The organism is Micromonospora sp. LOL_013, from assembly GCF_048060315.1.
Classification (GTDB): Bacteria; Actinomycetota; Actinomycetes; order Mycobacteriales; family Micromonosporaceae; genus Micromonospora_E.
On sequence record NZ_JBHMIQ010000008.1, the window covers coordinates 97,185 to 122,145 of the forward strand.

Below are 24,961 nucleotides of genomic sequence, written 5' to 3' on the forward strand. Positions count from 1 at the left end.
GCTGTGACAATAAGGATCGGAAAGGGTGCGGCGGCGCTGCTCGCCGGCGCCGTCAGTCTCGCCCTGGTCGGCTGCGCCGACAACGACGCCACCGCGCCGGATCCCGCCGGCTCCGAGGGCGGCGGCACCGTCATCGCCGGCCAGCCGGACGTCAACGGCGACGGCAAGGTGCTGATCGGGGTGCTCAGCCCCGGTGACATCAATGACAACGGCTACTACGAGAGCTTTGTCGCCGAAGCCGAGCGGTTCGCCAACGAGCAGGGCTGGGAGGTCATCAAGCGGGGTTCGGTGCCGCCGACCGAGGCGCTCAGTTCGGCCCGGGCGCTGTGCCAGCAGGGCGTCGACATGGTGGCGCTGGGCGCCTCCGAGCTCAAGGACGCCATCCCTGCCTCCGAGGAGCCGGCCTGCGAGAACGTTGCCTGGTACGTGCCGTCGTCGGAGAACATTCCGCAGACCCCGGAGATCGTCATCTCCAGCGACGACCCGAACCAGAGCATGCTCGCTGCGGGGTACGCCACCGGTCTGCTGATGGAGGAGAACGGCGACACCAAGGCCGGCTTCGTCACCGGCTTGGAGGTCGACTTCGCGATCAACGCCGCCCGGGCCTTCAAGGCCGGCATCCGGATGGTCGTTCCCGACGCCGACCTCGTCATCACCTACACCGGTGACTTCAACGACTCCGCCAAGGCCCGGGAAGCTGTGCAGGCGCAGATCGACCAGGGCGTCAGTGTGGTCTACCCGTACCTCGGCGGGGCCACCGACGCCGCAGCCGAGTTGGCCAACGAGGGCGGTGCGCTCACCCTCACCCCGGGTACCGACCGGTGCGACTCGACCGAGCCGGAGTTCGACATCTCGGTAATCTTCGATCCAGGTGCCTACTTCGCCGCCGCGCTGACCCTGTTCGCCGAGGGCGAGCTGGAGATGGGCACCACCAAGGTGTGGCAGATCGGCGTCGACCCGTACCCGGCGATCAAGATCTGCGACCCGACGGCAGAGCAGACCGAGCGGATGGAAGCCTTCGTCACCGACGTGGCTGAGGGCAACATCGACACCGCCGCCGAGGTGGAGCGGCTCGGCGGCTGACCCGCCACCGCCCCGCACTCGGAATCCCCTGCCTGACCCGACTAGCGAGGTGGAACGGACTGTGCACACCGACGGCCATACGGCGCCGGCGCTCACCCTGCGCGGAGTGAGCAAGCGCTACGGTCCGGTCGTCGCCTGCGACGCCGTGGATCTTGCCGTACGACCCGGCGAGATCCACGGCCTCCTCGGCGAGAACGGGGCCGGCAAGTCGACCCTGATGAAGATTCTGCTCGGGCTGGTGCACCGGGACGCCGGCAGCATCCTGCGCGACGGCGAGCCGGTGGAGATCGACACCCCGCAGCGGGCGGCCGATCTGGGGCTGGGCATGGTGCACCAGCACTTCAGCCTGATCGACCCGCTCACCGTCTGGGAGAACGTCATCATGGGCGACAGCGGCCGGGTCGACAAGGGCGCGGCCTGCGCCCAGGTCGGGCAGGTCGCCGAGCGGTACGGTCTGCCTATCGACCCGATGGCGCGGGTGGACCGGCTGTCCGCCGGAGAGCGGCAACGGGTAGAGCTGATCAAGTGCCTGCGCCGCGACCCGTCGGTGCTGATCCTCGACGAACCGACCTCAGTGCTCACCCAGGCCGAGTCGGCCGAACTGTTCACCGTGCTGCGCCGGGTGGTGCAGGCGGAGAACCGGGCGGTCATCCTGATCAGCCACAAGCTGGCCGAGATCATCGCGGCCACCGACCAGGTCACCGTGCTGCGCCGGGGCGCGGTGGTCTTCCACGGGCCGACCGCACAGACCACCCCGCAACTGCTGGCCCGGCAGATGGTCGGCCGGGAGGTGTCGCTGCGGGCAGAGAGCGCCGCGCTGGGCATGTTGCCGGTCGAACGCTCCGGCGACCAGCCGGTGGAGCCGCCGGCTGCGGTACCGCCCGATCAGCCGGCTGCCGGCACCCCGCCGGCGCTGCGGCTGCGCGAGCTCACCGTGCTCCTCGGTGAGCTGCGGATCCTCGACAAACTTGATCTCGATGTTGCACCGGGGGAGATCGTCGGCCTGTACGGCGTCGAAGGCAACGGCCAGGCCACCCTCGGTGATTTGCTCTCCGGGCTGCTGGTGCCCGACTCCGGAACGGTCGAGATCGGCGGCGAGCCGGTCGACCTCGACCGGGCTGGCGCGCTGCACACCGCCGGACTCGGCATCGTGCCCGAGGACCGGCACCGCTCCGGCGTGGTGCTGGACATGACCATCGCCGAGAACCTGGTGATGAAGTCGCTGGCCGGGGTCTCCGGCACCGGCGGGGTGCTCAGCCGGCGGCGGATCCAGCAGATCGCCCGGCAACGGATGACCGAGTTCAACATCATCGCCCCGTCCCCGGACACCCCGGTACGCAGCCTCTCCGGCGGCAACCAGCAGCGGGTGGTGCTGGCCCGGGAGCTGTCCGCCGGACCCAGGGTGCTGATCGCCGCCCAGCCCACCCACGGGCTGGATGTCGGCGCGATCGAAGACATGTACCTGCGGCTGCGGCAGGCCGCCGCGGAAGGGGTGGCGGTTTTGCTGATCTCCACCGAGCTCGAAGAGGTGATGGCCCTGTCCGACCGGGTGGCGGTGATCTCCTCGGGCCGGATCGTCGGCGTGCTCGATCCCGCCGAGGCCACCGCGGAACGCCTCGGGATGCTGGTCGGCGGGGTGAGCCACTGATGGCCACCTTGACCGGTGCGGACCCGGCCGGCCGGCGGCTGCTGGCCCGGCTCACCCCCGGCCCCGGCGGCTGGCAGGTCACCGCGGCGACGGTGGTCACGGTCGCCGTCGCCCTCGGCCTGTCCGCGTTGCTGATCGCGGTCACCGGCGGCTCGCCGAGCGCCTCGGTGCAAGCGCTGTACCAGGGCAGCATGGCCAGCCCGCGAGCCTGGAGCAACTCGCTGCTCTACGTCGCGCCGCTGCTGCTGGTCGCGGTCGGCGCGTGCGTGAGCGCCCGGTCCGGCTTCTTCAACATCGGCCAGGAGGGCCAGGTGCTGATCGGGGCGCTGGCCGGTGCCTGGGTCGGCCTGCGACTCGCCCTGCCCGGGCCGCTGCTACTGGTCGTCGTGCTGCTCGCGGCCCTGCTCGCCGCTGGCGGCTGGGCCGGACTGAGCGCGCTGATGTACCGCTTCCGAGGGGTCAACGTGGTGGTCAGCACGCTGCTGATGACCTTCCTGGCCCAGCAGCTGTTGGCGTTCGCGGTCAACACCCCGTGGCTGCTGCAGGAGTCCCGGCTGGGCACCGGGGTGGTCTCGCCGCAGTCCAACCCGCTGCCGGAGAACGCCCGGCTCGCCTCCCTCGGTGAGTACCCGAACCTGCAGGTCAACGGAGGGCTGATCCTGGCCGTCCTGATCGCGGTGGCGATCAGCCTGGCGATGACCCGGACCCGGTGGGGGTTCCGGCTCAAGATGCTCGGGCTCAACCCGGTCACCGCCCAGCACGCCGGGGTCCGGGTCGGCGCCCTCGGTGGGATGGCGCTGGCCATCTCGGGAGCCTTCGCCGGCCTGGCCGGCGCGCTGCTGCTGACCAGCCCGATCGGCAGCCACCGGCTGCAGCCGGGGATGTCGTTGAACCTCGGCTGGGATGGCCTGCTGGTCGCCCTGGTCGGCCGGAACAATCCGCTGCTGGCCATCCCGGTGGCGGTGCTGTTCGGCGTGTTACGCGCCGGTTCCAGTTTTCTGGCCGCCACCGGCGTGCCGTCGTTTCTGGTCGACGTGGTCAAAGCGCTGCTGGTGCTGGCGTTCGTGGCGCCACCGGCGGTGATCGCCCTGCTGCGCCGGCGGCGGGCCGGCGGTGAGCCGGCCGGCACCCCGCCGCCGACCGGTGGCCTGCCGACCCCAACCCCGTCGACAGGGGAGCCGGCACCACCGGGTGCCGAGGTGCCGGCGATCGACGTGCCGGAGGCGGCCGGTAGTGGGTCAACCGGTAGCGGATCGGCTGGAAACGAGAAGACCACCATGGAAGGCAGGCCGGCATGAGCGCCGCCGACAACATTGCCACCATTCTGTCCAGTGGGGCGCGGCTGACCATCCCGTTGGCCTTCGCCGCCTGCGGCGAGTACGTGGCGCAGCGCGCCGGCACGCTGAACATCTCGGTCGAGGGCATGATGCTCGGCGCGGCGTTCGGCTCGGTCGCGGTCGCCAGCGCCACCGGCAGCGCCACCGTCGGGCTGGCCGCCGGCGCACTGGTCGGCGTGCTGGTCGCCGTGCTGCACGCCAACCTGTCGCACCGGGCCCAGATCAACACGTTCGTCGTCGGTCTGGTGCTCAACGCGCTGGTGCTCGGCCTGACCAGCTACCTGATCACCATCAGCAGCTTCACCGGGCATCAGGTGTGGCGGGTGGACATCCCGGTGCTGCGCGACATCCCGATCATCGGACCGATGCTGTTCGTACAGCGTTGGCCGGCGTACCTGCTGCTGATCGCGGTCCCACTCACCTGGTGGCTGGTGGAACGCAGCCGGTGGGGCCTGGAGCTGCGGGCGGTCGGGGAGAACCCACAGGCCGCCGACGTCAGCGGAATCCGGGTCAACCACCGGCGCCGGCAGGCGCTGCTGTTCTGCGGCCTGCTCGCCGGGCTCGGCGGTGCATACCTGGCGGTCGGCGAGGTCGGCTCGTTCAACCAGAACATGACCGCCGGCCGTGGTTATCTGGTGATCGCCGCAGTGATCTTCGGCGCCTGGCGGCTCGGCCGGACCATGGTCGGCTGCGCGGTGTTCGGCCTCGCCGACGCGATGCGGCTGGCGCTGCCGGCACTCGGGGTGACCATCAACTCGCAGCTGCTCATCGCCGCGCCGTACCTGTTGGCGCTGCTGGCCATGCTGGTGTTCGCCACCCAGCACCGGGAACCGAGAGCGCTGGCCAAACCATTCCAGCGCGGCACCACCTAGTCGGGCGACCTGACTACCGGCGTCCCGGTGTCGCTGGCCCGGCTCAGCGCGTCGCTCCGCACGTGACATCTTCCAACGCGGTACCGTCGCCCATCTGCCGACGGGTGATCACGCTGAACGAACCGTCGGTCTCCAGCACCACGGCGGCCACCTGGGCGATGTCGCCGACGCCCTGTGCCCGGACCGCCTGCCAAATTTCGTTGTCGGTGACCCGTTGGCGGCGCATCGACGCGGTGAGCAGTTCTCCATCGTGGAGCAGCAGCGTCGGGGTGGACTTCAGCGCGGACCGGAGCGGAGCCCACCGTACGGACAGCCAGCTCGCGGCGAACTGGAGAGCCACCAACAGGATCAACGCCGCCGCGCCTTCGGCGAACGAGACGTCGCCGGAGAGCAGGATGGTCGCCAGAGTGGAGCCGAGCGCGACCGTGACGACCAGGTCGAAGGCGTTCAGCTTCGCCAGGGTCCGTTTGCCGGACGCTCTGAGTACGCCGACGAGAAGGACGTAGGTCAGGACACCGACAGCGGTGACTCGCCACAGGTCATCTGGATTGTCGAGTAACATCCTGCTCAAATACCCGCGACGCCCCGGGCTACCCCGTCGACCGGATCACGGGCGAATGATTCGCTGCGGCGGTGATCGGGTAACGGGGGCGGTCATGGGACGTGAACGGACGAAGACGGCTCGGTCGTGCCCACCGTCACCGGGCCATCCGTCACGAGGCGACGGCGAGCGACGGTGACCGGCTCGGCCTGGCCGCTGGCGCCGAGCATCGCGGCGCTCGCGGTCGCCCTGCTCGTGATCGTCTTCGCCGGCAAGTCGCTGGCGGCGACCGCCGACACCCTCGCCGACCGGACCGGGATGGGCGAGGCCGTCGCCGGAGCGCTGCTGCTCGGCGCGGTCACCTCGCTACCCGGCATCGCCACCACCGCGATCGGCGCATGGCAGGGCGACGCCCAGTTCGCCATCGCCAACCCGATCGGTGGCATCGCCGTACAGACGGTCTGGCTGGCCATCGCCGACCTGCTCTACCGGCGGTCGAACATCGAACACGCGGCCGCCTCGCTGGAGAACATCATGCAGGCGCTGGTGCTGGTGGCGCTGCTCTGCCTGCCGGTCGTCGCCTACGCCACGCCCGGCCTGACCCTCGGTTGGGTGCATCCGGCGAGTCTGCTGATCCCGGTCCTCTACCTGTACGGGCTGCACCTGATCCGCCGGCTGCGACAGAACCCGATGTGGCGGGCCGAGCAGACGTCGGACACCCGGCAGGACGTACCGGACGACCCCGACGGCGACGCCGAGGGTGCGCCCAGCACTCGCCGGCTGTGGTGGCGGCTGGCCGCGCTGGCCGCAGTGGTCGGTGGCACCGGCTACCTGATCGGGCAGGGTGGCCTGGGGGTGATCGCGGCGACCGGGCTGCCCAGCGGTTTCGTCGGGTTCACCGTCACCACGGCGATCACGTCGTTGCCGGAACTGGTCACCCTGATCGCGGCGGTCCGGATCGGGGCGTTGACCCTGGGGATCGGCAACATCCTCGGCGGCAACGCCTTCGACTCACTGATGATCTTCCTCGCCGACACGGCGTACCGGCCGGGGTCGGTCTACGCCGACGCGGCCTCTGCCGGTCTGCTTCTCGCCGGATCGACCACGCTGCTCACCGTGACCCTCGCCGCCGGCCTGATCATGCGCGAACGCCGGGGTGTCGGCTTCGAGGGCATCGCCATCCCGGTGGTCTACCTGGTCACGGTGGTGCTGCTGCTCATCCGCGCCGACTGACCCGCCGCCGGTCGGTCGGTCCCGGCGGCGCAACCCCGGGTCGGTGAGCGCCGGCGGCCGGTAGCCGGCGTCGGCGGGGTTGACGTTGTGCCCTGGCGGCACCAGCTCGTCGATGCGGTCCAGCACCGCGGCGGGCAGCCCGGTCAGCTCCCCGGCGCCGAGCTGGCTGCGTAGCTGCGGGAGGGTGCGCGGGCCGACGATGGCGCCGGTCACCGCCGGGTGGCTCAGCACGAAGCCGAGAGCCAGCTCGATCAGGGTCAGCCCGGCCTGCGCGGCCAGCTTCTCCAACTCGCCGACCACGTCAAGTTTGCGCTGCCGGGCTGCGGCGTCACGGAAGTCGAAGTGGTCGGCGTTGCGTCCGGCCCGTGAGTCGGCGGGGACCTCGGCGGAGCGGTACTTGCCGGTCAGCCAGCCGCCGTTGAGCGGGCTGAAGGCGAGCACCCCGAGTCGGTGCCGCTGGCAGGTCGGCAGCACGCCGGCCTCCACCCCCCGCGCCATGATCGAGTACGGCAGCTGTTCGGTGGTGAACCGTTCCCGCTGCCGTCGCTGGGCGACCCACTGCGCCTCGACGATCTCCTCGGCGGGGAACGCCGAGGAGCCGATCATCAGCACCTTGCCCTCGCGGACCAGGTCGGACAGCGCACCGAGGGTCTCGTCGATGTCGGTGCCCGGGTCGGGCCGGTGCACCTGGTAGAGGTCGATCCGGTCGGTGCCGAGCCGGCGCAGGCTGGCTTCGACCGCCTGCCGGATCCAGCGCCGCGAGTTGCCGCACCGGTTGCGGTCGTCCCCCATCGGTTCGTGGAACTTGGTGGCCAGCACGACGTCATCGCGCCGTCCACGCAGCGCCCGGCCGAGGATCCGCTCGGATTCGCCGTGCGCGTACACGTCGGCGGTGTCCACGACGTTGATTCCGGCGTCGAGTGCCTCCCCGACGATCCGCCGGCACTCCTGCTCGTCGGTGTTGCCCCAGGCACCGAACATCATCGCGCCGAGGCAGAGCGTGCTCACCTCGACGCCGGTGCCGCCAAGTCTGCGGTACTGCATCAGAACCTCCCGCCGCCAGCCTGGCACCCGACCACCGACGCTGGCACCGTTGACGCGGCTCGAAGGCCGATCGCCGGGTTTGTGTCCCCGGCACATGGATCCCGGCTACGGTGCCGAATAGCCTGGTAGACGCGCTGCAACAGACATTTCGGCAACTGGAGGTTCCTGTGGCGACCGGCCTGACCCACGCCCGATGGACGCACGTGGCACTGCCCACCGGCGACCTCGACAAGGCCATCTCGTTCTATACCTCGCTCACCCCGCTGGTGGTGGTGGAGCGCTTTGCCGACGCCGACGGCGAAAGCGTCTGGCTCTCCAACGACAAGCAGGTTGAGACGCCGTTCGTGCTGGTGCTGGTCTCGTTCAACAAGGACAAGGGCGGCCAGTTGGGGCTGCTGCACCCGTTCGCGCACATCGGTATCGAGGTGCCGAACCGGTCCGACGTCGACGAGATCGCCGAACGGGCCCGTGAAATGGGCTGCCTGCACTGGGAGCCGCGGCAGATGCCGCCGCCGGTCGGCTACATCTGCGCGTTGAAGGACCCGGACGGCAACGTCATCGAGATCTCCCACGACCAGCAGGTGTTCGACACCGTACGGCGGCTGTGGGGGAGCTGACCGGCGGACGCACCCACGACGCGGTACGGCGGTACCTGGCCGCGCTCAATGCCGGGGACGCCGACGCGGTCGCCGGCTGCGTCAGTTCCGGGTTCGTCAACGAGCACACCGCCGCGCTGGGCCGCACCGTCACCGGCCGGGCCGCTTACCGCGCCCGGCTGGACGGATTCCTGGCCGAGTTCGCCGACCTGCACTACGAGGTAGAGGATCTGCTGATTGACGGCGACCGGGCAGCGGTGGCGTACCGGATGTCGTTCCGGCTGGTATCGGCCGGCCGCGCGCCGGTGAGCATCCGGGGCATGTTCCGCTTCCGGGTGGACGCCGACGGGTTGATCGCCCGCCGGGTCGACTATTGGGACAGCGCCGAGGTGCGCCGACAGATCACCGCCGCCGGCTGATCCCGCCGGTGACGTAGAGCTCGGTAGAGTGGTGCCGTGGTGGTCACGGGTCGGGCGGCGGGTGCAGCGAGCGAGGTGACCGGCGATGGGCCGGCCATCCAGACGGTGCAGCGCGCCGCGACGATCCTGCGGGCATTCACCGTGGAGCGGCCCCGGCTCACCCTGGCCGAGTTGACCGCCGACCTGGCGGTCAGCCGGGCCACCGCGCACCGGTACGCACGGGCGCTGCGCGCCGCGAACCTGCTGCGGTTCGACGTCGCCACCGCCACGTACACGTTGGGGCCGCAGATCCTGGCCATGGAGGCGGCGGCCCGCGCCGCGCTGCCGATCGTCACCGTCGCCGAGCCCTACCTCGATCGGCTGACCCGCGACACCAACCAGACCTCGGTGCTGAGCATCTGGAACGGGGAGGCGCCGACGGTGGTCCGGTGCCTGGACAACACCAGCGGCGACGTGCGGCTCAGCGTGCGTACCGGCTCGCCGTTGGAGCTGACCCGTTCGGCCCAGGGTCGGGTGTTCTGCGCGTACCTGCCGCCCGCCGAGAACCCGGTGGTGGCGCGGCAGCTGAGGCTGTCCGCCGCGCTGCGGGAGGTGGTCGCGCAGGTCCGCCGCGACGGCGTCGCGGTCAACTCACCGGAGGATTTCGGGGTACGGGTGATCGCCGCACCGGTGTTCGAACGCACCCAGGTCGTCGCCGCGCTCGCGGTGCTCGGCACCAGCGTGGCGCTGGCCGGTGCGGCCCAGACCGCAGCCGTGGACCAGCTGCGGCAGGTCGCGGGGGAGTTGTCCGAGACGTTGGGGGCAATCGCCGGTTAACTCCGGCCGGTCCGTCCGTTGCCGCCCGGGTGGTGGCCGTTGCGTCCGGTGCCACCCGGCTGCTGGTGGCCGTTGCCGGCGACGCTGCCCAGTTCGGCGGTGACCACGGCGGCGGCGCGTTGCAGGGCGGCGGCCAGCGGACTGTCGGTGCCCTCCGGCACCGACGTGGTGGTGCCGACGATCGCCATCGCGGCGATCAGTGTATGGCCCCGGAAGATCGGCGCGGCGATGCTGCGTACCCCATTGACCGACGGCGTGTTGGCGGAGATGCCGGTGCGGCGGATCTTGTCGACCTCATGGCGCAGCTCGGCCGAGGCCGCCAGGTCGGCGGCCAGCCCGGGGACGTCCTCCGCCGGCAGGAACGCGCAGAACACCCGACCCTGGGCGGACTCGGTGCGCGACAGTCGGGATCCGGTGCGGACGCTGACCCGGATCACCCGGTCGGTGTTGTCGTCGGCGCGTACCACCACCGCCGTGTCGCCGTCCCAGACGCTGAGCACCACGGTCTCGTCGACCTCGCGGACCAGCTGCTGCATGTGCGGGCCGGCGATGCTGATGACCGGCATGGCGGCGCGGGCGGCGGCGGACAGGGTGAGGATCTGCGGGCCGAGGGAGTAGAGGCCCTCGCGTTCGTCGTAGCGCAGCAGGTTGCTCTCCCGCAGCGCCTTGGTGTAGCGGTGCGCGGTGGCTTTACTGGTGCCGAGGCTGGCGGTGAGCTCGTTGAGGCTCAACCGGGGGCGGGCGGCGGTGAACGCGTTGAGGATCACCGCGGCGCGCTGCACGGTCTGGATCGCCGGGGTGCTCGGCTCGGCGAGCACCGGGGGGCTCACCTCGGCGGGAGAGCTGTCGTCCGCCATCTGGCTTCCTTATCTGGCTTCCTGGTCGGAAGCGGCGGGGCGTGCGCACCGGACGGGGGTAGGTGCGGGCGGCCGGGACGCGTACGGAAGGTGAGACAGCATCATGCCATACGGTACCCTGTGCTGTCGATGGTGCCGGTGTGCCGTATCGCGATGTCCGCATAAATGCCGGCGAACGTCCGCAGATCGGCCAGCGCGTACCGGTCCCGTCGGGGATCGGCGGGATCGGCACCCCGGCCGGGCGGTCCCAGCCGTACCGTCGGCACGCCCCGACCGCGCAGCACCACCCCGTCGGTCGAACCGGTCCAGCCGAGGACCGGCCGCGGCTGTTCACCGTACGCCGCCGTCCAGGCGTCGTACGCGTGCCGGGCGATCGACGCGTCCGGTGCCGTCGCCGCAGCCGGGTGAACCAGCTGCCCGTCCACCGAGACCAGGCACTCGGCCAGCGGGGTGCCGACGGTCGCGGCGGTGACGGCGGCCTGCACCTCGTCGCGGATCAGTGCCGGATCGTCACCGGGCACCGTCACCAGGTACAGGTGCACGTCGAGCCGGCCCGGCAGCAGATCCGGCTTGGCCGGCTGGCCGGCGCGTACCGCACCGATGCCGACCTCGGCGCCGACCGCAGCGGCCGGATCGGCCCGGGCAGCCAGGTGTCGTCGCCGGAAGGCCTCCAGTGCCTCGATCACCACGCCGAGATGGGTGATCAGACCGCCGGGCGGCACCGCGTGCTCGCGGGCCAGCACCGGATGGAACCGGCTGGTCAGCCGTACCCGCAGGTAGAGGGCGCCCGGTTCGGCGGTAAGCACGCCCGGCGGGCTGGTCTTGGCCAGTACCGCCGCAGCCGGCAGCGGATGCCGGTCCAGGTGCCGGGCGACACCGCCGGGCTGCTGCCGGGTCACGGCGCCGGCATCCCCGCGCTGGTGCGACAGGTGGTACCGGTGGGTCCCGGCGGCGGCCAGCAGCAGGGTCAGCCGGTGCGGCCGGTCGGCCGCCCGTAGCGCCTCGGCGGCCGCGATGAAACCGACCAGCGCGGTCGCTGCGGCGGCGCGGGCGACCCCGAGGCCGAAACCGTCGACCAGGGTGTCGCCGCCCGGCCCGAGTGAACGGTGTAGTCCGCCAGCTGGACCGGACGAGCCGGTCACCGGTTCGTCGAAGTCCGGGTCGCCGGTGAGCGAGGTGTCCAGGTGGGAGCAGATCAGCAGCTCGGGCGCGTCGCCGTGGCCGGCGGTGACCACGAGATTGGCGCTGCACGGCAGCTCGGTGGTCGCCGGCAGCCGGTCGACCTGCCAGGTCAGCTCCGGTCGGCGGGCAGCGCCCCAGCCGGCCAGCCGCTCGGCGGTGGCCAGCTCCTGCCCGTACGGGGTCGGCCCGGCGGTCAGCACCGTCAGGGCGTCAACGATCCGGTCCTCGCTCATCGCCTCATCCCATCACTCCCGTGACAGTTATCCAAGATGACGTCTCGCATGTTGACATAGCCAGGGTGGGGTCTCTAGCGTGACGTCACATCAACGACGCCGCTGTCCAACCAGATAACCGCAGGTCGCAGAGGCGCGAGGCGCGAGCAGAACGGCGAGAGGCCCACTGATGCGGGAGGACCGATGACCTACGTGGTCACCGACGAATGCGTGGACGTACAGGACCGCTCCTGCGTCGAGGAATGCCCCGTGGACTGCATCTACGAGGGCGACCGGATGATGTACATCAACCCCGACGAGTGCGTCGAGTGCGGCCGGTGCGAACCGGTCTGCCCGGTCACCTCGATCTTCCACCTGGACGACCTGCCGGCCGACCAGGCACATTTCGGCCCGATCAACGCCGAGTTCTTCAGCGATCTCGGCGCCCCCGGCGGCGCACGCAAGATCGGCCGGGTCGGTCGCGACCACCCGGCCGTCGCCGGGAGCACCGACTCATGACCGCCGAACACGACGTCGACCTGGCCATCATCGGCGCCGGCCCGGCCGGCCTGTACGCCGCCTACTACGCCGGCTTCCGTGGGATGAGCGTTGCGATCATCGACTCGCTTCCCGAACCGGGCGGACAGATCGCCGCTCTCTATCCTGAGAAGGACATCTACGACATCGCCGGCCTGCCAGCGATCAAAGGCCAGCAGCTCGTCGACGACCTGCTCACCCAGGCCGCCACCGCCAAACCCACCTTCCTGCTGGGCGAGAGCGCCGTGGAGCTGACCAACGCCACCGACCACGTGCAGATCGGCACCGACACCGGCAGCCGGGTACGCGCCAGGGCGGTCCTGCTGACCGCCGGGATCGGCACCTTCACCCCGCGCGAGCTGCCGGTCGGCAGCGACTACCTCGGCCGTGGACTGCGCTACTTCGTGCCCCGGCTGGAAGAACTCGCCGGACAGCAGGTCGTCGTGGTCGGCGGCGGCGACTCCGCCGTCGACTGGGCGCTGGCCCTGGAGCCGTACGCCGCCAACGTCACCCTGGTGCACCGCCGGCCGCAGTTCCGCGCCCACGAACGCAGCGTCGAGCAGTTGCACGCCTCCACCGTTCGGGTGGTCACCCCGTACGAGGTCAGCGGCATCGCCGGCGACCCGCAGCTCACCTCCGTCACGATCAGCGAGGTACGCGGCGACGGGCGCGAGGAGCTGCCCGCCCAGGCGGTGGTGGCCGCCCTCGGCTTCATCGCCGACCTCGGCCCGATGCAGCAGTGGGGGCTGGAGATGACCAAACGGCACATCACCGTGGACCGGTCGATGCGGACCAACCTGCCCCGGGTCTACGCCGCCGGGGACGTCACCGACTACCCGGGCAAGGTGCGGCTGATCTCGGTCGGCTTCGGCGAGGCCGCCGCCGCCGTCAACAACCTGGCACCGCTGGTCAACCCGGCGCTGAGCACCGTGCCCGGCCACTCCTCGGACGCCGCGTGAACGCCCCGACCGGTCTGCAGCTGCTGGCCACCCGGCACGGACTGGCCCGGATCTGCGGCGACGGCACCGCCGAGCTGCTCGACCTGCCGTACCGCGACGTCGCCGAGCTGCTGCGGGCCGGTGCCGGCCTGACCCCGGCCGCCGACGCCCCGGCCCGCGACCGGCTGCCGCTGGCCAGCGTCACCGCCGAGCTGGTCGCCCCGCTGGGCAGTACCAGGGCGGTGTGGGGAGTCGGCCTCAACTACCACTGCAAGGCGCGGGCAGCCGGCCGGGCCGTCCCCACCGAACCGGTGCTCTACCTCAAGTCGGCCAGCGCCGGCTCCGGCCCGGACGCCACCGTGGCGCTGCCCAGCTCGATCAGCGCCCAACCCGACTACGAAGGCGAGATCGCGCTGGTCATCGGGGCCCGGATGCACCGTACGCCGGCCGACCAGGCCTGGTCGCACGTCGCCGCGATCACCGCCGCAAACGACCTGACCGCCCGGGACGTGATGACCGCCTCGGCCAACCCGACGCTGGCCAAGAGCTTTCCCGGATTCGGCGCGCTGGGCACGTCGGTGCTGGACATCGCCGCCGTCGCCGACCGCGACGCCATCGAGGTGCGGACCACCGTCAACGGTGAGGTGCGCCAGCAGGCCACCATCGCCGACCTGATCTTCCCGGTGCCGCAGCTGCTCGCCTGGATCACCCGGTACGTGGTCCTGGAACCGGGCGACGTGGTGCTCACCGGTACCCCGGCCGGCACCGGCCAGGACCGGGGCTGCTTCCTGCGCCCCGGCGACCTGGTCGAGGTCTCGGTCGGCGGGGTGCTGCCGCTGCGTACCCGGTTCTGCGCTGAAAACCCCGACGGTGATCCCGCTGAGACCTCCGATGAAACCCTCGACGCGGTGGCGCCGTCCCCTCCTTCGCACAGAAAGTCCGCTGACTGATGACTGAGAATCCTTCCCGGTACGACCTGGTGCTGGCCGGCGGTGAGGTCTTCGACTCCGCCACCGGCGCCAGCCAGGTCGCCGACGTCGCGGTGACCGGCGACCGGATCGCCCGCATCGCCCCCGGCCTGGCCGCCGACGCCCGCGAGGTGGTCGACTGCGCCGGCCGGTACGTGCTGCCCGGCCTGGTCGAGGGACACACCCACATCTTCGCCGAGGTGTCCAAGGTGGGTGCCCCGCCGGACGAGGCGCACCTGCACCGGGGCGTCGTCGCCGCCTGCGACGCCGGCACCGTCGGCGCATCCACCTTCGCCGCCTTCGAGCGGTACGTCGCCGCCCCGGCGAAGCAGCGGCTGGTCAACTTCCTCAACGTCAGCGTGCTCGGGCTGATCGACTTCCGGTTCGGCGAGCTGATGAACCCGGACACCCTGGTCCCCGAGGACGCGCTCGCGGTCGCCGCCGCCAACCCGCACCGGGTCCGCGGCTTCAAGATCCGGCTCTCCGAGGACGTCGTCGGGCACAACTGGCGGCCGCTGCTCAAGCGTTCGCTGGAGCTGTCCGCCGAGGCCGGCCTGCCGTTGATGATCCACATCGGGGAGACCCCGGAGCCGTTGCCGGCCGTGCTGGAGATGCTGCGCCCCGGCGACGTCGTCGCGCACTGCTACACCGGCAAGCCGTACGGCATCCTGGCCGACGGCACCGTGCTGCCCGAGGTGTACGCCGCCCGTGAGCGCGGTGTGCTGTTCGAGTCGGCGCACGGCAAGAGCAACCTCAGCTTCAAGGTGGCCGAACCGGCGATCGCGCAGGGCTTCTACCCGGACGTGATCACCTCGGACACCTCGGCCCGCAACTGGCGCGGCCCGGTGTTCGACCTGGTCACCAGCATGGCCAAGCTGCGCGCGCTGGGCATGACCATGGAGCAGATCGTGCCCCGGGTGACCAGCGCCCCGGCCCGGCTCACCGGCCTGTACGCCGAAGGCTACGGCAGCCTCGTCGAAGGCGGCCCGGCGCACGTCACCGTGCTCGCCGACGCCGACGAGGCGGTGCTGCCCGACGCGGCCGGCAACCAGATCACCGCCCCCCGGCTGGAGCCGGAAGTGGTGCTGCTGGCCGGCGAGCGGGTGCCGACCGTACCGTGGCGTGGCCTGCCCGCCGACCAGGCCGGTGCCGCCGGCCGGGCCAGCTGAGGGCGGACACTGATGCGCACCGGGGTGCACACCGGCCGGGCCGCGCTGCGCGAGCGGCTGCGGCGCGGCCGGCGGGTGGTCGGCACCTTCCTGAAACTGCCCGGCACCGACGCGGTCGAGCTGGCCGCCCAGGCCGGCTTCGACTTCGTCGTGGTCGACCTGGAGCACTCCGGGTTGGACGAGCGGACCGCCGCCGGGCAGCTGCGGCACGCCGCACTGCTCGGCCTGCCGGCCCTGGTCCGGCTGGCAGCGGTCGACCCGGCGCAGGTCAACCGGCTGCTGGAGGCCGGAGCCGCCGGGGTGCAGCTGTCCACCGTACGCGCCCGCGCGCAGGTCGCCGCGCTGCACGCCGCCGTGCGGTACGCGCCGGTCGGCCGGCGCAGCATCAGCCTCGCCCACCCGGCCGCCGGCTACGGGTCCGGCGGGCTGGACGCCTACCTGGCCGCCGAGGCAGCCGACCCGCCGCTGCTGGTCGCCCAGATCGAGACCGCCGACACCGACAACCCGCTGCCCGACCTGCTGACCGGCCCGGACGGCAGCTCCAGCGTCGACGTGGCGTTCGCCGGCACCACCGACCTGGCGGTCAGCCTCGGCCTGGCCACCACCGACGACCAGGCACCGCTGCTGCGCCGGGTCGGTGAGATCGCCGACGCCGCCCGCGCCGCCGGGGCCACCCTGGGTGGGTGGGCACCGGCCGCGACCGACCAGACACTGCGCCGGTACGGACTGGCCGGGGCCGGCTACCTGGTCGCCGGCTCCGACCTGCAGTTGCTCGGTGCCGGCCTGCGCCATCTCGCCACCGACAATTGAGCCAGCCCTCGAAGGGAGCCCGGACGTGCTGAACCCGCAGCTCTACCGCACCTCGGTCAACTGGGACGACATCCCTGCCACCGACGTACGCCCCGGCGTGCGACGCAAGGTGTACGCCACCGACGAGGTGGTGCTCGCCTGGCACGAACTCGCCGTCGGGATGGACCTCAACCCGCACACGCACGACGACTTCGACCAGCTGGTGATGATCCTCGGCGGCCGATGCAACTACTACGTAGACGGGGTGCCGCACGACATGAGCGCGGGTTCGATGCTGCTGGTGCCGCGCGGCGCCGAGCACTACGTCGAGCCGACCGAAGGGCCGTGTATCAACCTGGACGTGTTCGCCCCGCCGCGCGCCGACTTCCTGGCGCACGCCTGGCGTCCCGCCGCGCAGGACTGAGCCAGCGATGACCGACATCGTGGTGGTGGGCAGCCTCAACGTCGACGTGGTGGTGCCCCTCGACGAACTGCCCGCCGCCGGGCAGACGGTGCTCAGCGCCGCCGACCATTCCCGGGCCGGCGGCGGCAAGGGCGCCAACCAGGCGGTGGCCGCCGCCCGACTGGGCCGGTCGGTGGCCATGGTCGGCGCGGTCGGCGAAGACCCCGAGGGGGAGTGGCTGACCGGGCTGCTGTCCGCCGAAGGCGTCGACACCTCGGCGGTGCTGCGCGCACCCCGCCCCACCGGGCAGGCGATCGTGCTGGTCACCGCCGACGGCGACAGCACCATCGCGGTCAGCTCCGGGGCCAACATGTGGCTCGCCCCGGAGCACCTGCGGCCGTACGCCGACCTGGTCGGCGACGCCGCGGCCGTACTGCTGCAGCAGGAGGTCGACGCGGCGGTGGTGGCCGCAGCGGTGGCCGCCGCCCGCGGCCTGGTCGTGGTGAACCCGGCACCGGCCCGGCCGATCGACGCGGCGACGCTGGCCCGGGTCGACGTGCTGGTGCCCAACCGGGGTGAACTCACGGCGCTGGCCGGTGCCGACTCGTCGGTGTCCGGTGGCGGGACCGGCGATGTCGCCGCGCTGGCCGCGATGGCCCGGTCGCTGCGCACCCGGGGGCCGGTGGTGGTGACCCTCGGCGTCGACGGTGCCCTGGTGGTGACCGCCGACCGGGAGCATGTCGTGCCGGCCGAGCAGGTCGACGCGGTGGACGCCACCGGTGCCGGGGACACGTTCTGCGCGGCGCTGGCCGACGCGCTGCTCGACGGTGCGGCGATCGACGACGCGGCCCGCTGGGCGAGCCGGGCGGCGGCGGTGACGGTCACCCGGCCAGGTGCGATGGCCAGTGCCCCACGCCGGGCCGAGGTGCTCGCCGTCGGCTAGGTGGCCAGCCCTGGTCGGTCTTTGGTAGCCGGTCGGCGCCGGTGACCCCGGTCGGCGTCGGAACAGAGCGCGCCGACCATACGTCACGGACGGGAGTGCCGAGGTGCCGCGACGCGCAGGTATGGTCAGTTCTGGGGCGGGAAGTCGGCCTTGCGGATCAGGCAGTGCACGCCCTTGACCGCGTCGACGACCTGGCTGACCTCGAAGTCTGCGGCGGCGCTCAGGTAGGCCAGGGCGGTGTCGCGCGGCATGCCCCGGGTGCGGGCGAGGAAGTTGACCGCGGCCCGGACCGCCCGGCGCATCGCCTCGTTCAGGTCGGCGTCCAGGCCGACCGGGATCCAGTGGGTGTCGGTCTCGGCCAGCGGGGCCTCCCCGGCGCCGACCAGCAGGGCGGCCTGCGCCGCCGGGATGACGCTTAGCCGCAAAGTGGCCCGCAGCGGTGCCTCCAGCGCGGTGAGCGCCACCTCGCCGTCGCCCTGGGCGTAGTGCGGGTCACCGGCGTAGAAGCCGGCACCGGGCAGTTGCACCGGCAGGTAGAGGCTGGAGCCGACCTGCAGTTCGTTGATGTCCAGGTTGCCGCCGTGCCCGCCGGGCGGCACCGAGTGCACCATCTCGTCGGTGTCGACGGCGACCCCCATCAGGCCGAGGAACGGCGCGAGCGGAAACCGGGCGGCCCGGCCGGCACCGAACGGCAGTACGCCGTAGAGCCGGCCGCCGCTGGAGACGACCTCGGTGAAGTGGCAGACGCTGCCGTAGGCGCGGGGGTCGCTGTCGGGCCCGGTGTCGACCGGGGTGAGCGGGAACTCGCCGGGCAGCGCGCCGTAGCCGTGCCGGCTGCTGACAAAGCCGTACGGGGCCCGGATCGTCAGGTCGAGCACGTCGACCCGGAGCAGGTCGCCGGGCTGTGCGCCGTCGACGGTGATCGGGCCGGTGACCACGTGCGGGCCGTCGTCGTCGTAGTCGTGGGCGATGTCGGAGGCGGCCAGGTCGCGGGAGTCGGTGAGGACCTGATCGGCGGGTACGTCGTACTGCTTGAGGTAGCCCACCGGGTCGCGGCCCTGGTCTTCGAGGATGCCTTCGTGGCTGAGGGTGTCGATCGTCACGGTCTCGCCGGAGCGCACCCGTAGCACCGGGGCGTGGCCGCGGTTGGGCAGCCGGCCCCACAGGCAGGTCTCGGGGGTGGTCGGCAGGTAGTGGGCGCCGGCGATCGGTCCCTGGTGCGGCTGGAGCATCGGTTCCTCCGGAAGGGGTACCCGGCCGGCGGGCGCAGGGCGCGCGGCGGTGCGTGCCGCTGGTGGGCCGGGGGTGACGGGTGGATGACCGGATCTTTTCCGGCGAACCCGCAGGAACGTGTTGCTCCCCTGTTAACAGTGAGTAACCCGATCACGGAAGATGCCCTGCTCTTGACAGGTGGAGGGCTCTGATAGCAGCATCGGAGTGCGAGACACTGTCTCGCATGACGTAGCGCCGCCGAGGCGGGCGGACGGGACGAAAGAGGGCGGTGGGGTGATGACGCAGCAGACGCCGGTGCGACCGCTCGGCGGAGCCGACGGTGGCGCGCTGATCGACGAGGACTGGGAGGCGATGCGCTTCCGGGTGCACCGCTCGGCGTACCGCGACCCGGGTGTGTTCCGCGACGAGATCGCCAAGATCTGGGGCCACACCTGGCTCTACCTCGGCCACGAGACCGAGATCCCCAACGCCGGCGACTTCAAGACCCGCACCCTCGGCGGCCGGCCGCTGATCTTCTGCCGCGACTCCGCCGGCGAGGTCAAGGTCTTCCTCAACGCCTGCACCCACCGCGGCACCATCCTGTGCCGGCACAACGAGGGCAACACCAAGTTCTTCCAGTGCTTCTACCACGCCTGGGCGTTCAGCAACTCCGGTGACCTGGCCGCGCTGCCCGGCGACGAGAGCTACCCCGACGACCCCGGCTTCCGCGAGTCGATGCGGCTGCGCCAGGTGCCCCGGCTGCAGATCCACGAGGGCTTCGTCTTCGTCGCGTTCGACCCCGACGTGCCCGATCTGCTCACCCACCTCGGCCCGGCCGCGCACTACATGTCGCTGACCGCCAAGATCGGCGCGCACGGCATGCAGACCCTGCCCGGCGTGCAGCTCTACAGCGTCAAGGGCAACTGGAAGCTCGCCGTCGAGAACGCCATGGACGGCTACCACTTCGCGCCGACCCACAACACCTTCGTCGGCTACCTGCGGGAGACCGGCTTCGCGGTCACCGACGACGACCAGTACGCCTACGACCTCGGCGGCGGACACGGACTGCTCGTGCTCACCGGCCACAACGGCCGGATCGGCATGGTCTGGGAGCCGCGCTTCGGCGACGAGGAGAAGGCCCGTACCGTCGCCAAGCGCAACGAGATGATCGCCCGGCTCGGGCCGGAGCTTGCCGCCGAGATCGCCGACGCCAGCCGGATCCTCTTCGTCTTCCCGAACCTGCTGCTGTTCGACCTCGAAGCGCTGACCATCCGCCAGCTCGAACCGGTCGCCCCGGACCGCACCGACGTGCGGGCCTGGCAGTTCGTCGAGACCGGCGAGCCGGAGTCGGTCCGGGCGCTGCGGATCAAGACCATGGTCAGCTTCGTCGGCCCCGGCGGCCTGGCCACCCCGGACGACATCGAGGCGTACGAGGCGGTGCAGCGCGGCATCGTCGCCACCGCCGACTCGGCCGACCCGGCCCACGACTGGTCCGACATGTCCCGCGGCATGGCCAACGAGAAGCAGGGCAACCAGGGCCGCTCCATCGACGAGGGCGCGATGCGCAGCTTCTGGCGGCACTGGGCCGACCGGGTCGGGGCGGCCACCGCCGTCGCCGGCGACCCACCGGCAGATCCCGGTGCGCCTGGCCCGTCCACCGTCTTCACCAGCGACTCCGCAGCCAGCGCCGGCTCCGCCGTGCCCACCACCAGCGGGAAGGAGTGACCCGATGTCCGCGACGACCAGCGGAGCAGTGCTCAACGTGGGGGCCCGTGAGGTAACCCGGGCCGACGTGGAGGACTTCCTCTACCGGGAGGCGCAGCTGCTCGACGAGTGGCGCCTCGACGAGTGGTTCACCATGTTCGAGCCGGACGGCCGGATGGAGGTGCCGACCACCGACTGGGCCGGCTGGGACGCCACCACCGCCGGGTTCTTCGTCTGCGACGACTATGACCTGATCCGGGCCCGGGTGAAGCGGCTCAAGAGCCGCAAGGCGCACGCCGAGAACCCGCACTCACGTACCCACCGGATGGTCTCCAACGTGATCCTGCTGGAGGCCGGCGCGGAGACGGTGTGGATCAGCGCCAACTTCCTCATCCACCGCTACCGCGACGGCGGCGCCTACACCTACGTGGGCCGCTACGAGCACGTACTCAAGGTCGACGACGACGGCCTGCGCTTCCGGGTTCGCCGCTCCATCCCGGTGATGGAGTCGATGGACCCCGGCGCCCGACTCAGCTTCATCCTGTAGCGGGGGCCGCCGTCGTGATCACCCACATGCTGGCGTTCAAGTTCCGCGACGACCTGCCGCCCGGTGTCGCCGAGTCGGTCCTCGCCGAGCTGGACACCTTCCCGAGCAAGTACCCGGCGATGCGCAACTGGCGCAGCGGGGTCAACGTCAGCACCCGGGACACCACGATGACCCACGGTTTCGTCGTGGAGTTCGCCACCGAGCAGGACCTGCTCGACTACCTGCACAGCGAGTCGCACGAGCGGTTCGTCCGGGAACGCTGGCGCCCGGTCGTGCAACGCCAGGTCATCGTCAGCATCCCCACCGCCGGGGACGCGTAATTCACCATGAAGGGGTCGCAGATGTCCACCGAGGCCGCCACCCGCCGTCGCGGGCCCTACGGCATGGAGTACGCCCGGATCGAGGTGCCGGATCTGGCCGCCTCCATCGAGTTCCTGCAGTACCACGTCGGGCTGCAGTTGGAGCAGCACGACGACGAGTACGCGTTCCTGCGCGCCGACATCGAGCACCACAGCATCGAGCTGATCGCCGCACCGCACCGCACCGAGTCGTGGACCACCGCGGTCGGGTTCAGCGTCGAGTCCGACGAGGTCCTCGACGACCTGCGGGAGCGGGTCGTCGCCGCCGGCCACGAGGTGCTTGAACTGCACGAGCGGATGAAGGGCCTGTGCCAGCGCGGGTTCGCCGTACGCGATCCCAACGGGCTGATCGTCGAACTGTTCACCGAGTTCGTCGAGTACGCCGAACCGCCGTTGATCGAACTGCGCCCGGTCGACCTGGTGCACCCGTTCCTGGCCACCGACAAGTACGAGGAGTCGCTCGACTTCTACACCAAGGTCCTCGGCTTCCTGCCCAGCGACTACGTCGGCGACGTGACCGTCTTCCTGCGCTGCGAGGACCGCTACCACCACAGCCTGGCGTTGCAGCGCAACAAGGAGTTCTACGCCGCGCACCTGTGCTTCAAGATGAAGAGCTTCGACCATGTGATGCGCGGCCGGGCGCGGGCGCAGTACAAGAAGGTGCCGATCGCCTCCGATCTGGTCAACCACTCGGCGTCGACGTCGATCGCGTTCTACATGCACGACCCGAAGCACGGGCCGCGCTACGAGCTGTGCGACCGGCACCGGGTCTTCACCCCGGAGGAGCACGCCACGCACCGGGCCCGGCGGATGGCCGTCGACCCGCGCAACATCGACGTGTGGCGGCCGGCCGCCGACGACTGGGGTCGATTCTGACCGGCGGTCGTCGGCCACACCTGACCGGTCAACCTTGGTCCGCGTCGAGGCTCGGTACCTCCAGCCCGGCGGCGCGCAGCGCGTCGGCGCGTTCGTCGCGGGTCGCCTCCTCACGGGCGAGCAGGTTGGCGTACTCGGCGATGTCGGCCGGGTCGGGCAACGTACCAGTCCGGTCGAGGTAGCGGGCGGTCTGGGCGGTCGCCTCGGCGTACGCCCGGGCGGCCCGCACGGCCCGTGGCATCGCCCGGTCGTCGGTCCCGCGGTCGACGTCGGGTATGGCCTGGTCAGTCACGTCGCTGGTCCTCTCCGCCCGTGCCGCTGCACCGGATGTGAGGGCTCCTACCCACATCCGGTGCAGGCATGCGTCGGGTCGCGGCCGGGCGGTCCCCGTCAGCAGCCCGACTGGGCAGCGGCCCGTGGCCGGGCCGACCGCGCTGGTGTCGCGGGCCGGCGACCCATCAGCCGGGTGAGCTCGGTGATCCGGTGCCCGAGCTCGACGAGTTCGGCACCGACCAGCGCCTGCGGTCCGTCGCACAGCGCCTTCTCCGGCTCCGGGTGCACGTCCACGATGACGCCGTCCGCGCCGACGCTCACCGCTGCCCGGGTCAGCGGAAGCACCAGGTCGCGGCGTCCCCCGGAGTGCGACGGGTCCACGATGACCGGTAGGTGGGACAGCTGCTGGACCACCGGCACGGCGGAGATGTCCAGGGTATTGCGGGTCGCCGTCTCGAACGTACGGATGCCCCGCTCGCAGAGCACGATGTCGAGGTTTCCCCGCTGGGCGATGTACTCGGCCGCCATCAGCCATTCCTCGACCGTCGCGGACATGCCGCGCTTGAGCATGACCGGCCGGCCAGCCGACCCGGCGGCCTGCAGCAGCGGGAAGTTCTGCATGTTGCGGGTACCGATCTGCAGCATGTCGGCGTACCGCGCGACCAGCGGCACGTCCTCGGCGCTGAGCACTTCGGTGACGACCGGCATCCCGGTGCGCTCCCGGACCTCGGCCAGGATGCGGAGTCCGTCCTCGGCCAGTCCCTGGAAGGCGTACGGCGAGGTCCGGGGTTTGAACGCGCCGCCCCGAAGGAGGCTCGCGCCGGCCTGACGGGCCAGCTGCGCGGCGGCCAGCGTCTGTGTACCGGACTCCACCGCGCACGGTCCCGCGATGAAGGTGACCGTGCCCGGCCCGATCGGTACGCCACCCACCCATACCACCGAACGCTGCGGATGATGCTCCCGGCTGACCAGCTTGTACTTCGCCGAGATCCGGGTCACCTGGTGGACCCCGCGCATCGCGGCCAGGTTCAGCGTGGCGAACCGGTCGACGTCGCCCACCAGCCCGATGATCACCCGTTCGATTCCCCGGCTGACGAAAGCCTGGCCGCCAGCTGACTCCACGCGGTCGATGATCGCGGCGATGTCGGTTGCTGCGGCGTCTGCCCGCATGACGATCACCATGGTGACTCCTCCGTCGCGGTGGCCAGGTCGGAGCGCAGGTCCGTCGCGGCCGGACTACCGGCGGCCATCGGCGAACTGTCCGGGCCGTCGTCCGGGTCCGGCCGGCCCCCGGTACGCCTGGGCGATGTCGAGCCACTGGTCGGCCTCGGCCCCGGTGGCGGTCAACGTCAGGTCGGCCCGGTGCCGGCGCCGGGTCACCAGCAGGCAGAAGTCCTCGGCCGACCCGGTGATCCGCTGCGTGCCGTCGGCCGGGCCGAACTCCCACAGCTTGCCTGACGGGGCGGTGAGCTCGAACCGGAACTGCACGTCCGGTACGGCGAGTCCCCGTGCCAGGTAGCCGAAGTCCCAGGTGCGCACGGCGAAGCCGACGAGGAACCCGATGCGGTCGGTGCGCTGCGGTCGGACACCGAGCGCGTCGGCGATGTCCTGGCCGTGGCCGAACAGCTCCATCATGCCGGCCGACGCGAGCACCGCCGGCGGCAACGGCCGTACCAGCCAGGGTACGACCTGGTCGGCCGGCACTGCGGCCAGAGCCTTCTCGGCGGCGGTCCGCTCCGCCCGCCACCGGGCGAGCAGGACCTGAGGCGGGTCGGCGAGGTACTCCGCCAGCGCCCGGTCGACGTTGGCGTTGAAGTCGGGGCTCAGCCGTGCGGCCATCGCGGTGAAGCCCGCCGGGTCCGCCGCCGCGAGCGCTGCCATCCGGAACGTCGCGGCCAGATGGGCGATCTGGTGAGCGATCGTCCAGCCCGCAGCGGGGGTCTCCCGCTGCCACTGGCCGGCGTCGAGTCCGCTCACCAACTGGTCGACGGCCGCGCCGTCGGCGGAGAGAGCGGAGATCACATCCAGGTTCTGGGACATGGTGCTTCCTTCCCGGTAGTCACAGGATCTGTTCGTTCTCGACCGTCCGTGGTGGTCGGCGCATTCTGCTGCAGCCGTGACGGCGCGGGCTTCCATCGAGCCTAGGCGGTAGCCGTAACGGCCACGTCTTGCAAATTGCGGACCTGTTCGGGAATCGGCCGATCGCCGGTCGGTCCGCTCTTTGGTCTCTACGTACGGGAACAGCAACAGAGTTGAGCAGTTGGGTTGCTTCAAGCAACCATGAAGATGATGGGCGGGGTCGCAGCGTCCAATATGAGTCAAGGGCGGCCTGATAATTGACGGCGAACCTTGTCGGTTAGGTCGAGATGGGGCGTTCTTCTGCCCGGTCATTTAGTAGTAGCA

General features: G+C 71.3%; 26 protein-coding genes and 1 pseudogene. 19 read left to right on the top strand and 8 right to left on the bottom strand.

Annotation, left to right across the window (positions count from 1 at the left end; translation table 11 throughout):
- Positions 1-3: 3 nt before the first annotated feature.
- The 4 genes from ACFHWS_RS07650 to ACFHWS_RS07665 are packed head-to-tail and all read left to right on the top strand — an operon-like array spanning position 4 to position 4,940.
- Positions 4-1,083, top strand: coding sequence for a BMP family ABC transporter substrate-binding protein (locus ACFHWS_RS07650; protein WP_416552569.1), 1,080 nt, complete (start codon positions 4-6; stop codon positions 1,081-1,083).
- 49 nt (positions 1,084-1,132) lie between these two features.
- Positions 1,133-2,731, top strand: a complete 1,599-nt coding sequence (locus ACFHWS_RS07655) for an ABC transporter ATP-binding protein (RefSeq protein ID WP_416552571.1) — start codon at positions 1,133-1,135, stop codon at positions 2,729-2,731.
- Positions 2,731-4,029: an ABC transporter permease gene (locus tag ACFHWS_RS07660; protein WP_416552573.1), complete on the top strand. Its 1,299-nt coding sequence runs from the start codon at positions 2,731-2,733 to the stop codon at positions 4,027-4,029. Before ACFHWS_RS07655 ends, ACFHWS_RS07660 begins: the two co-directional genes overlap by 1 nt.
- Positions 4,026-4,940 (top strand): ABC transporter permease, encoded by a 915-nt coding sequence (locus ACFHWS_RS07665; RefSeq protein WP_416552575.1) that lies wholly within the window; start codon positions 4,026-4,028, stop codon positions 4,938-4,940. The genes ACFHWS_RS07660 and ACFHWS_RS07665 overlap by 4 nt, the downstream gene beginning before the upstream one ends.
- A 43-nt stretch (positions 4,941-4,983) precedes the next feature.
- On the opposite strand, the gene ACFHWS_RS07670 is transcribed toward ACFHWS_RS07665, so the two are convergent.
- Positions 4,984-5,502, bottom strand: coding sequence for a DUF421 domain-containing protein (locus tag ACFHWS_RS07670; protein WP_416552762.1), 519 nt, complete (start codon positions 5,500-5,502; stop codon positions 4,984-4,986).
- Between the two features lie 174 nt (positions 5,503-5,676).
- Here ACFHWS_RS07670 and ACFHWS_RS07675 point away from each other — a divergent pair, with 174 nt between their 5' ends.
- Positions 5,677-6,714: a sodium:calcium antiporter gene (locus tag ACFHWS_RS07675; RefSeq protein WP_416552577.1), complete on the top strand. Its 1,038-nt coding sequence runs from the start codon at positions 5,677-5,679 to the stop codon at positions 6,712-6,714.
- Positions 6,715-6,735: 21 nt separating this feature from the next.
- On the opposite strand, the pseudogene ACFHWS_RS07680 reads toward ACFHWS_RS07675, so the two are convergent.
- Positions 6,736-7,758, bottom strand: a pseudogene (locus ACFHWS_RS07680) (aldo/keto reductase); the annotation flags it as partial.
- Between the two features lie 167 nt (positions 7,759-7,925).
- Between ACFHWS_RS07680 and ACFHWS_RS07685 the strand changes: the two are divergent.
- From ACFHWS_RS07685 to ACFHWS_RS07695, 3 genes are read left to right on the top strand one after another with little or no spacing between them, the layout of a single operon-like run.
- Positions 7,926-8,375, top strand: coding sequence for a VOC family protein (locus ACFHWS_RS07685; protein ID WP_278170800.1), 450 nt, complete (start codon positions 7,926-7,928; stop codon positions 8,373-8,375).
- Positions 8,363-8,773, top strand: coding sequence for an ester cyclase (locus ACFHWS_RS07690; protein WP_416552581.1), 411 nt, complete (start codon positions 8,363-8,365; stop codon positions 8,771-8,773). Before ACFHWS_RS07685 ends, ACFHWS_RS07690 begins: the two co-directional genes overlap by 13 nt.
- Before the next feature lie 36 nt (positions 8,774-8,809).
- Complete coding sequence (locus tag ACFHWS_RS07695) at positions 8,810-9,589, top strand: IclR family transcriptional regulator (protein ID WP_416552583.1); 780 nt, start codon at positions 8,810-8,812, stop codon at positions 9,587-9,589.
- Here ACFHWS_RS07695 and ACFHWS_RS07700 read toward each other — a convergent pair.
- Together ACFHWS_RS07700 and ACFHWS_RS07705 are read right to left on the bottom strand one after the other, a co-directional pair.
- Positions 9,586-10,446, bottom strand: coding sequence for an IclR family transcriptional regulator (locus tag ACFHWS_RS07700; RefSeq protein WP_416552585.1), 861 nt, complete (start codon positions 10,444-10,446; stop codon positions 9,586-9,588). The two genes, ACFHWS_RS07695 and ACFHWS_RS07700, sit on opposite strands and share 4 nt — an antisense overlap.
- A gap of 101 nt (positions 10,447-10,547) precedes the next feature.
- Positions 10,548-11,861: a hypothetical protein gene (locus ACFHWS_RS07705; RefSeq protein ID WP_416552587.1), complete on the bottom strand. Its 1,314-nt coding sequence runs from the start codon at positions 11,859-11,861 to the stop codon at positions 10,548-10,550.
- Between the two features lie 183 nt (positions 11,862-12,044).
- On the opposite strand from ACFHWS_RS07705, the gene fdxA reads away from it, so the two are divergent.
- From fdxA to ACFHWS_RS07740, 7 genes are read left to right on the top strand one after another with little or no spacing between them, the layout of a single operon-like run.
- Positions 12,045-12,359, top strand: a complete 315-nt coding sequence (gene fdxA / locus ACFHWS_RS07710) for a ferredoxin (RefSeq protein WP_416552589.1) — start codon at positions 12,045-12,047, stop codon at positions 12,357-12,359.
- Complete coding sequence (locus ACFHWS_RS07715) at positions 12,356-13,336, top strand: NAD(P)/FAD-dependent oxidoreductase (protein ID WP_416552591.1); 981 nt, start codon at positions 12,356-12,358, stop codon at positions 13,334-13,336. Before fdxA ends, ACFHWS_RS07715 begins: the two co-directional genes overlap by 4 nt.
- Complete coding sequence (locus ACFHWS_RS07720; RefSeq protein WP_416567888.1) at positions 13,333-14,265, top strand: fumarylacetoacetate hydrolase family protein; 933 nt, start codon at positions 13,333-13,335, stop codon at positions 14,263-14,265. Before ACFHWS_RS07715 ends, ACFHWS_RS07720 begins: the two co-directional genes overlap by 4 nt.
- A complete protein-coding gene (locus ACFHWS_RS07725) occupies positions 14,265-15,452 on the top strand; it encodes a hypothetical protein (protein ID WP_416567889.1) in 1,188 nt (395 codons plus the stop codon). Before ACFHWS_RS07720 ends, ACFHWS_RS07725 begins: the two co-directional genes overlap by 1 nt.
- Positions 15,453-15,464: 12 nt before the next feature.
- On the top strand, positions 15,465-16,262 hold the full coding sequence (locus ACFHWS_RS07730) for an aldolase/citrate lyase family protein (protein WP_416552597.1): 798 nt from the start codon (positions 15,465-15,467) through the stop codon (positions 16,260-16,262).
- Between the two features lie 25 nt (positions 16,263-16,287).
- Positions 16,288-16,665, top strand: a complete 378-nt coding sequence (locus ACFHWS_RS07735; RefSeq protein ID WP_416552599.1) for a cupin domain-containing protein — start codon at positions 16,288-16,290, stop codon at positions 16,663-16,665.
- Between the two features lie 7 nt (positions 16,666-16,672).
- Positions 16,673-17,587 carry a ribokinase gene (locus tag ACFHWS_RS07740; RefSeq protein WP_416552601.1) on the top strand — a complete coding sequence of 305 codons (915 nt, stop codon included), beginning with the start codon at positions 16,673-16,675 and terminating at the stop codon, positions 17,585-17,587.
- A gap of 125 nt (positions 17,588-17,712) precedes the next feature.
- Here ACFHWS_RS07740 and ACFHWS_RS07745 read toward each other — a convergent pair whose 3' ends face one another.
- Positions 17,713-18,819 (bottom strand): acetamidase/formamidase family protein, encoded by a 1,107-nt coding sequence (locus tag ACFHWS_RS07745; RefSeq protein WP_416552603.1) that lies wholly within the window; start codon positions 18,817-18,819, stop codon positions 17,713-17,715.
- A 277-nt stretch (positions 18,820-19,096) separates the two neighbouring features.
- On the opposite strand from ACFHWS_RS07745, the gene ACFHWS_RS07750 reads away from it, so the two are divergent.
- From ACFHWS_RS07750 to ACFHWS_RS07765, 4 genes are read left to right on the top strand one after another with little or no spacing between them, the layout of a single operon-like run.
- Positions 19,097-20,524, top strand: a complete 1,428-nt coding sequence (locus tag ACFHWS_RS07750; protein WP_416552605.1) for an aromatic ring-hydroxylating oxygenase subunit alpha — start codon at positions 19,097-19,099, stop codon at positions 20,522-20,524.
- A gap of 4 nt (positions 20,525-20,528) precedes the next feature.
- Positions 20,529-21,050 carry an aromatic-ring-hydroxylating dioxygenase subunit beta gene (locus ACFHWS_RS07755; RefSeq protein WP_416552607.1) on the top strand — a complete coding sequence of 174 codons (522 nt, stop codon included), beginning with the start codon at positions 20,529-20,531 and terminating at the stop codon, positions 21,048-21,050.
- 14 nt (positions 21,051-21,064) lie between these two features.
- Positions 21,065-21,370 carry a Dabb family protein gene (locus tag ACFHWS_RS07760; protein ID WP_416552609.1) on the top strand — a complete coding sequence of 102 codons (306 nt, stop codon included), beginning with the start codon at positions 21,065-21,067 and terminating at the stop codon, positions 21,368-21,370.
- Positions 21,371-21,391: 21 nt separating this feature from the next.
- Positions 21,392-22,285: a VOC family protein gene (locus ACFHWS_RS07765; protein ID WP_416567890.1), complete on the top strand. Its 894-nt coding sequence runs from the start codon at positions 21,392-21,394 to the stop codon at positions 22,283-22,285.
- A 28-nt stretch (positions 22,286-22,313) separates the two neighbouring features.
- Here ACFHWS_RS07765 and ACFHWS_RS07770 read toward each other — a convergent pair whose 3' ends face one another.
- From ACFHWS_RS07770 to ACFHWS_RS07780, 3 genes are all read right to left on the bottom strand, one after another.
- Positions 22,314-22,577, bottom strand: coding sequence for a hypothetical protein (locus tag ACFHWS_RS07770; protein WP_416567891.1), 264 nt, complete (start codon positions 22,575-22,577; stop codon positions 22,314-22,316).
- 98 nt (positions 22,578-22,675) lie between these two features.
- A complete protein-coding gene (gene aroF, locus ACFHWS_RS07775) occupies positions 22,676-23,740 on the bottom strand; it encodes a 3-deoxy-7-phosphoheptulonate synthase (RefSeq protein ID WP_416567892.1) in 1,065 nt (354 codons plus the stop codon).
- Positions 23,741-23,794: 54 nt separating this feature from the next.
- Positions 23,795-24,598: a TIGR03084 family metal-binding protein gene (locus ACFHWS_RS07780; protein WP_416552615.1), complete on the bottom strand. Its 804-nt coding sequence runs from the start codon at positions 24,596-24,598 to the stop codon at positions 23,795-23,797.
- Between the last annotated feature and the right edge of the window lie 363 nt (positions 24,599-24,961).

Coding starts and splice junctions, on each gene's coding strand:
- ACFHWS_RS07740 (WP_416552601.1), top strand. CDS start 16,673: ATGACCGACATCGTGGTGGTGGGCAGCCTCAACGTCGACGTGGTGGTG.
- ACFHWS_RS07745 (WP_416552603.1), bottom strand. CDS start 18,819: ATGCTCCAGCCGCACCAGGGACCGATCGCCGGCGCCCACTACCTGCCG.
- ACFHWS_RS07715 (WP_416552591.1), top strand. CDS start 12,356: ATGACCGCCGAACACGACGTCGACCTGGCCATCATCGGCGCCGGCCCG.
- ACFHWS_RS07665 (WP_416552575.1), top strand. CDS start 4,026: ATGAGCGCCGCCGACAACATTGCCACCATTCTGTCCAGTGGGGCGCGG.
- ACFHWS_RS07670 (WP_416552762.1), bottom strand. CDS start 5,502: ATGTTACTCGACAATCCAGATGACCTGTGGCGAGTCACCGCTGTCGGT.
- aroF (WP_416567892.1), bottom strand. CDS start 23,740: ATGGTGATCGTCATGCGGGCAGACGCCGCAGCAACCGACATCGCCGCG.
- ACFHWS_RS07765 (WP_416567890.1), top strand. CDS start 21,392: ATGTCCACCGAGGCCGCCACCCGCCGTCGCGGGCCCTACGGCATGGAG.
- ACFHWS_RS07750 (WP_416552605.1), top strand. CDS start 19,097: ATGACGCAGCAGACGCCGGTGCGACCGCTCGGCGGAGCCGACGGTGGC.
- ACFHWS_RS07660 (WP_416552573.1), top strand. CDS start 2,731: ATGGCCACCTTGACCGGTGCGGACCCGGCCGGCCGGCGGCTGCTGGCC.
- ACFHWS_RS07780 (WP_416552615.1), bottom strand. CDS start 24,598: ATGTCCCAGAACCTGGATGTGATCTCCGCTCTCTCCGCCGACGGCGCG.
- ACFHWS_RS07725 (WP_416567889.1), top strand. CDS start 14,265: ATGACTGAGAATCCTTCCCGGTACGACCTGGTGCTGGCCGGCGGTGAG.
- ACFHWS_RS07700 (WP_416552585.1), bottom strand. CDS start 10,446: ATGGCGGACGACAGCTCTCCCGCCGAGGTGAGCCCCCCGGTGCTCGCC.
- ACFHWS_RS07755 (WP_416552607.1), top strand. CDS start 20,529: ATGTCCGCGACGACCAGCGGAGCAGTGCTCAACGTGGGGGCCCGTGAG.
- ACFHWS_RS07705 (WP_416552587.1), bottom strand. CDS start 11,861: ATGAGCGAGGACCGGATCGTTGACGCCCTGACGGTGCTGACCGCCGGG.
- fdxA (WP_416552589.1), top strand. CDS start 12,045: ATGACCTACGTGGTCACCGACGAATGCGTGGACGTACAGGACCGCTCC.
- ACFHWS_RS07730 (WP_416552597.1), top strand. CDS start 15,465: ATGCGCACCGGGGTGCACACCGGCCGGGCCGCGCTGCGCGAGCGGCTG.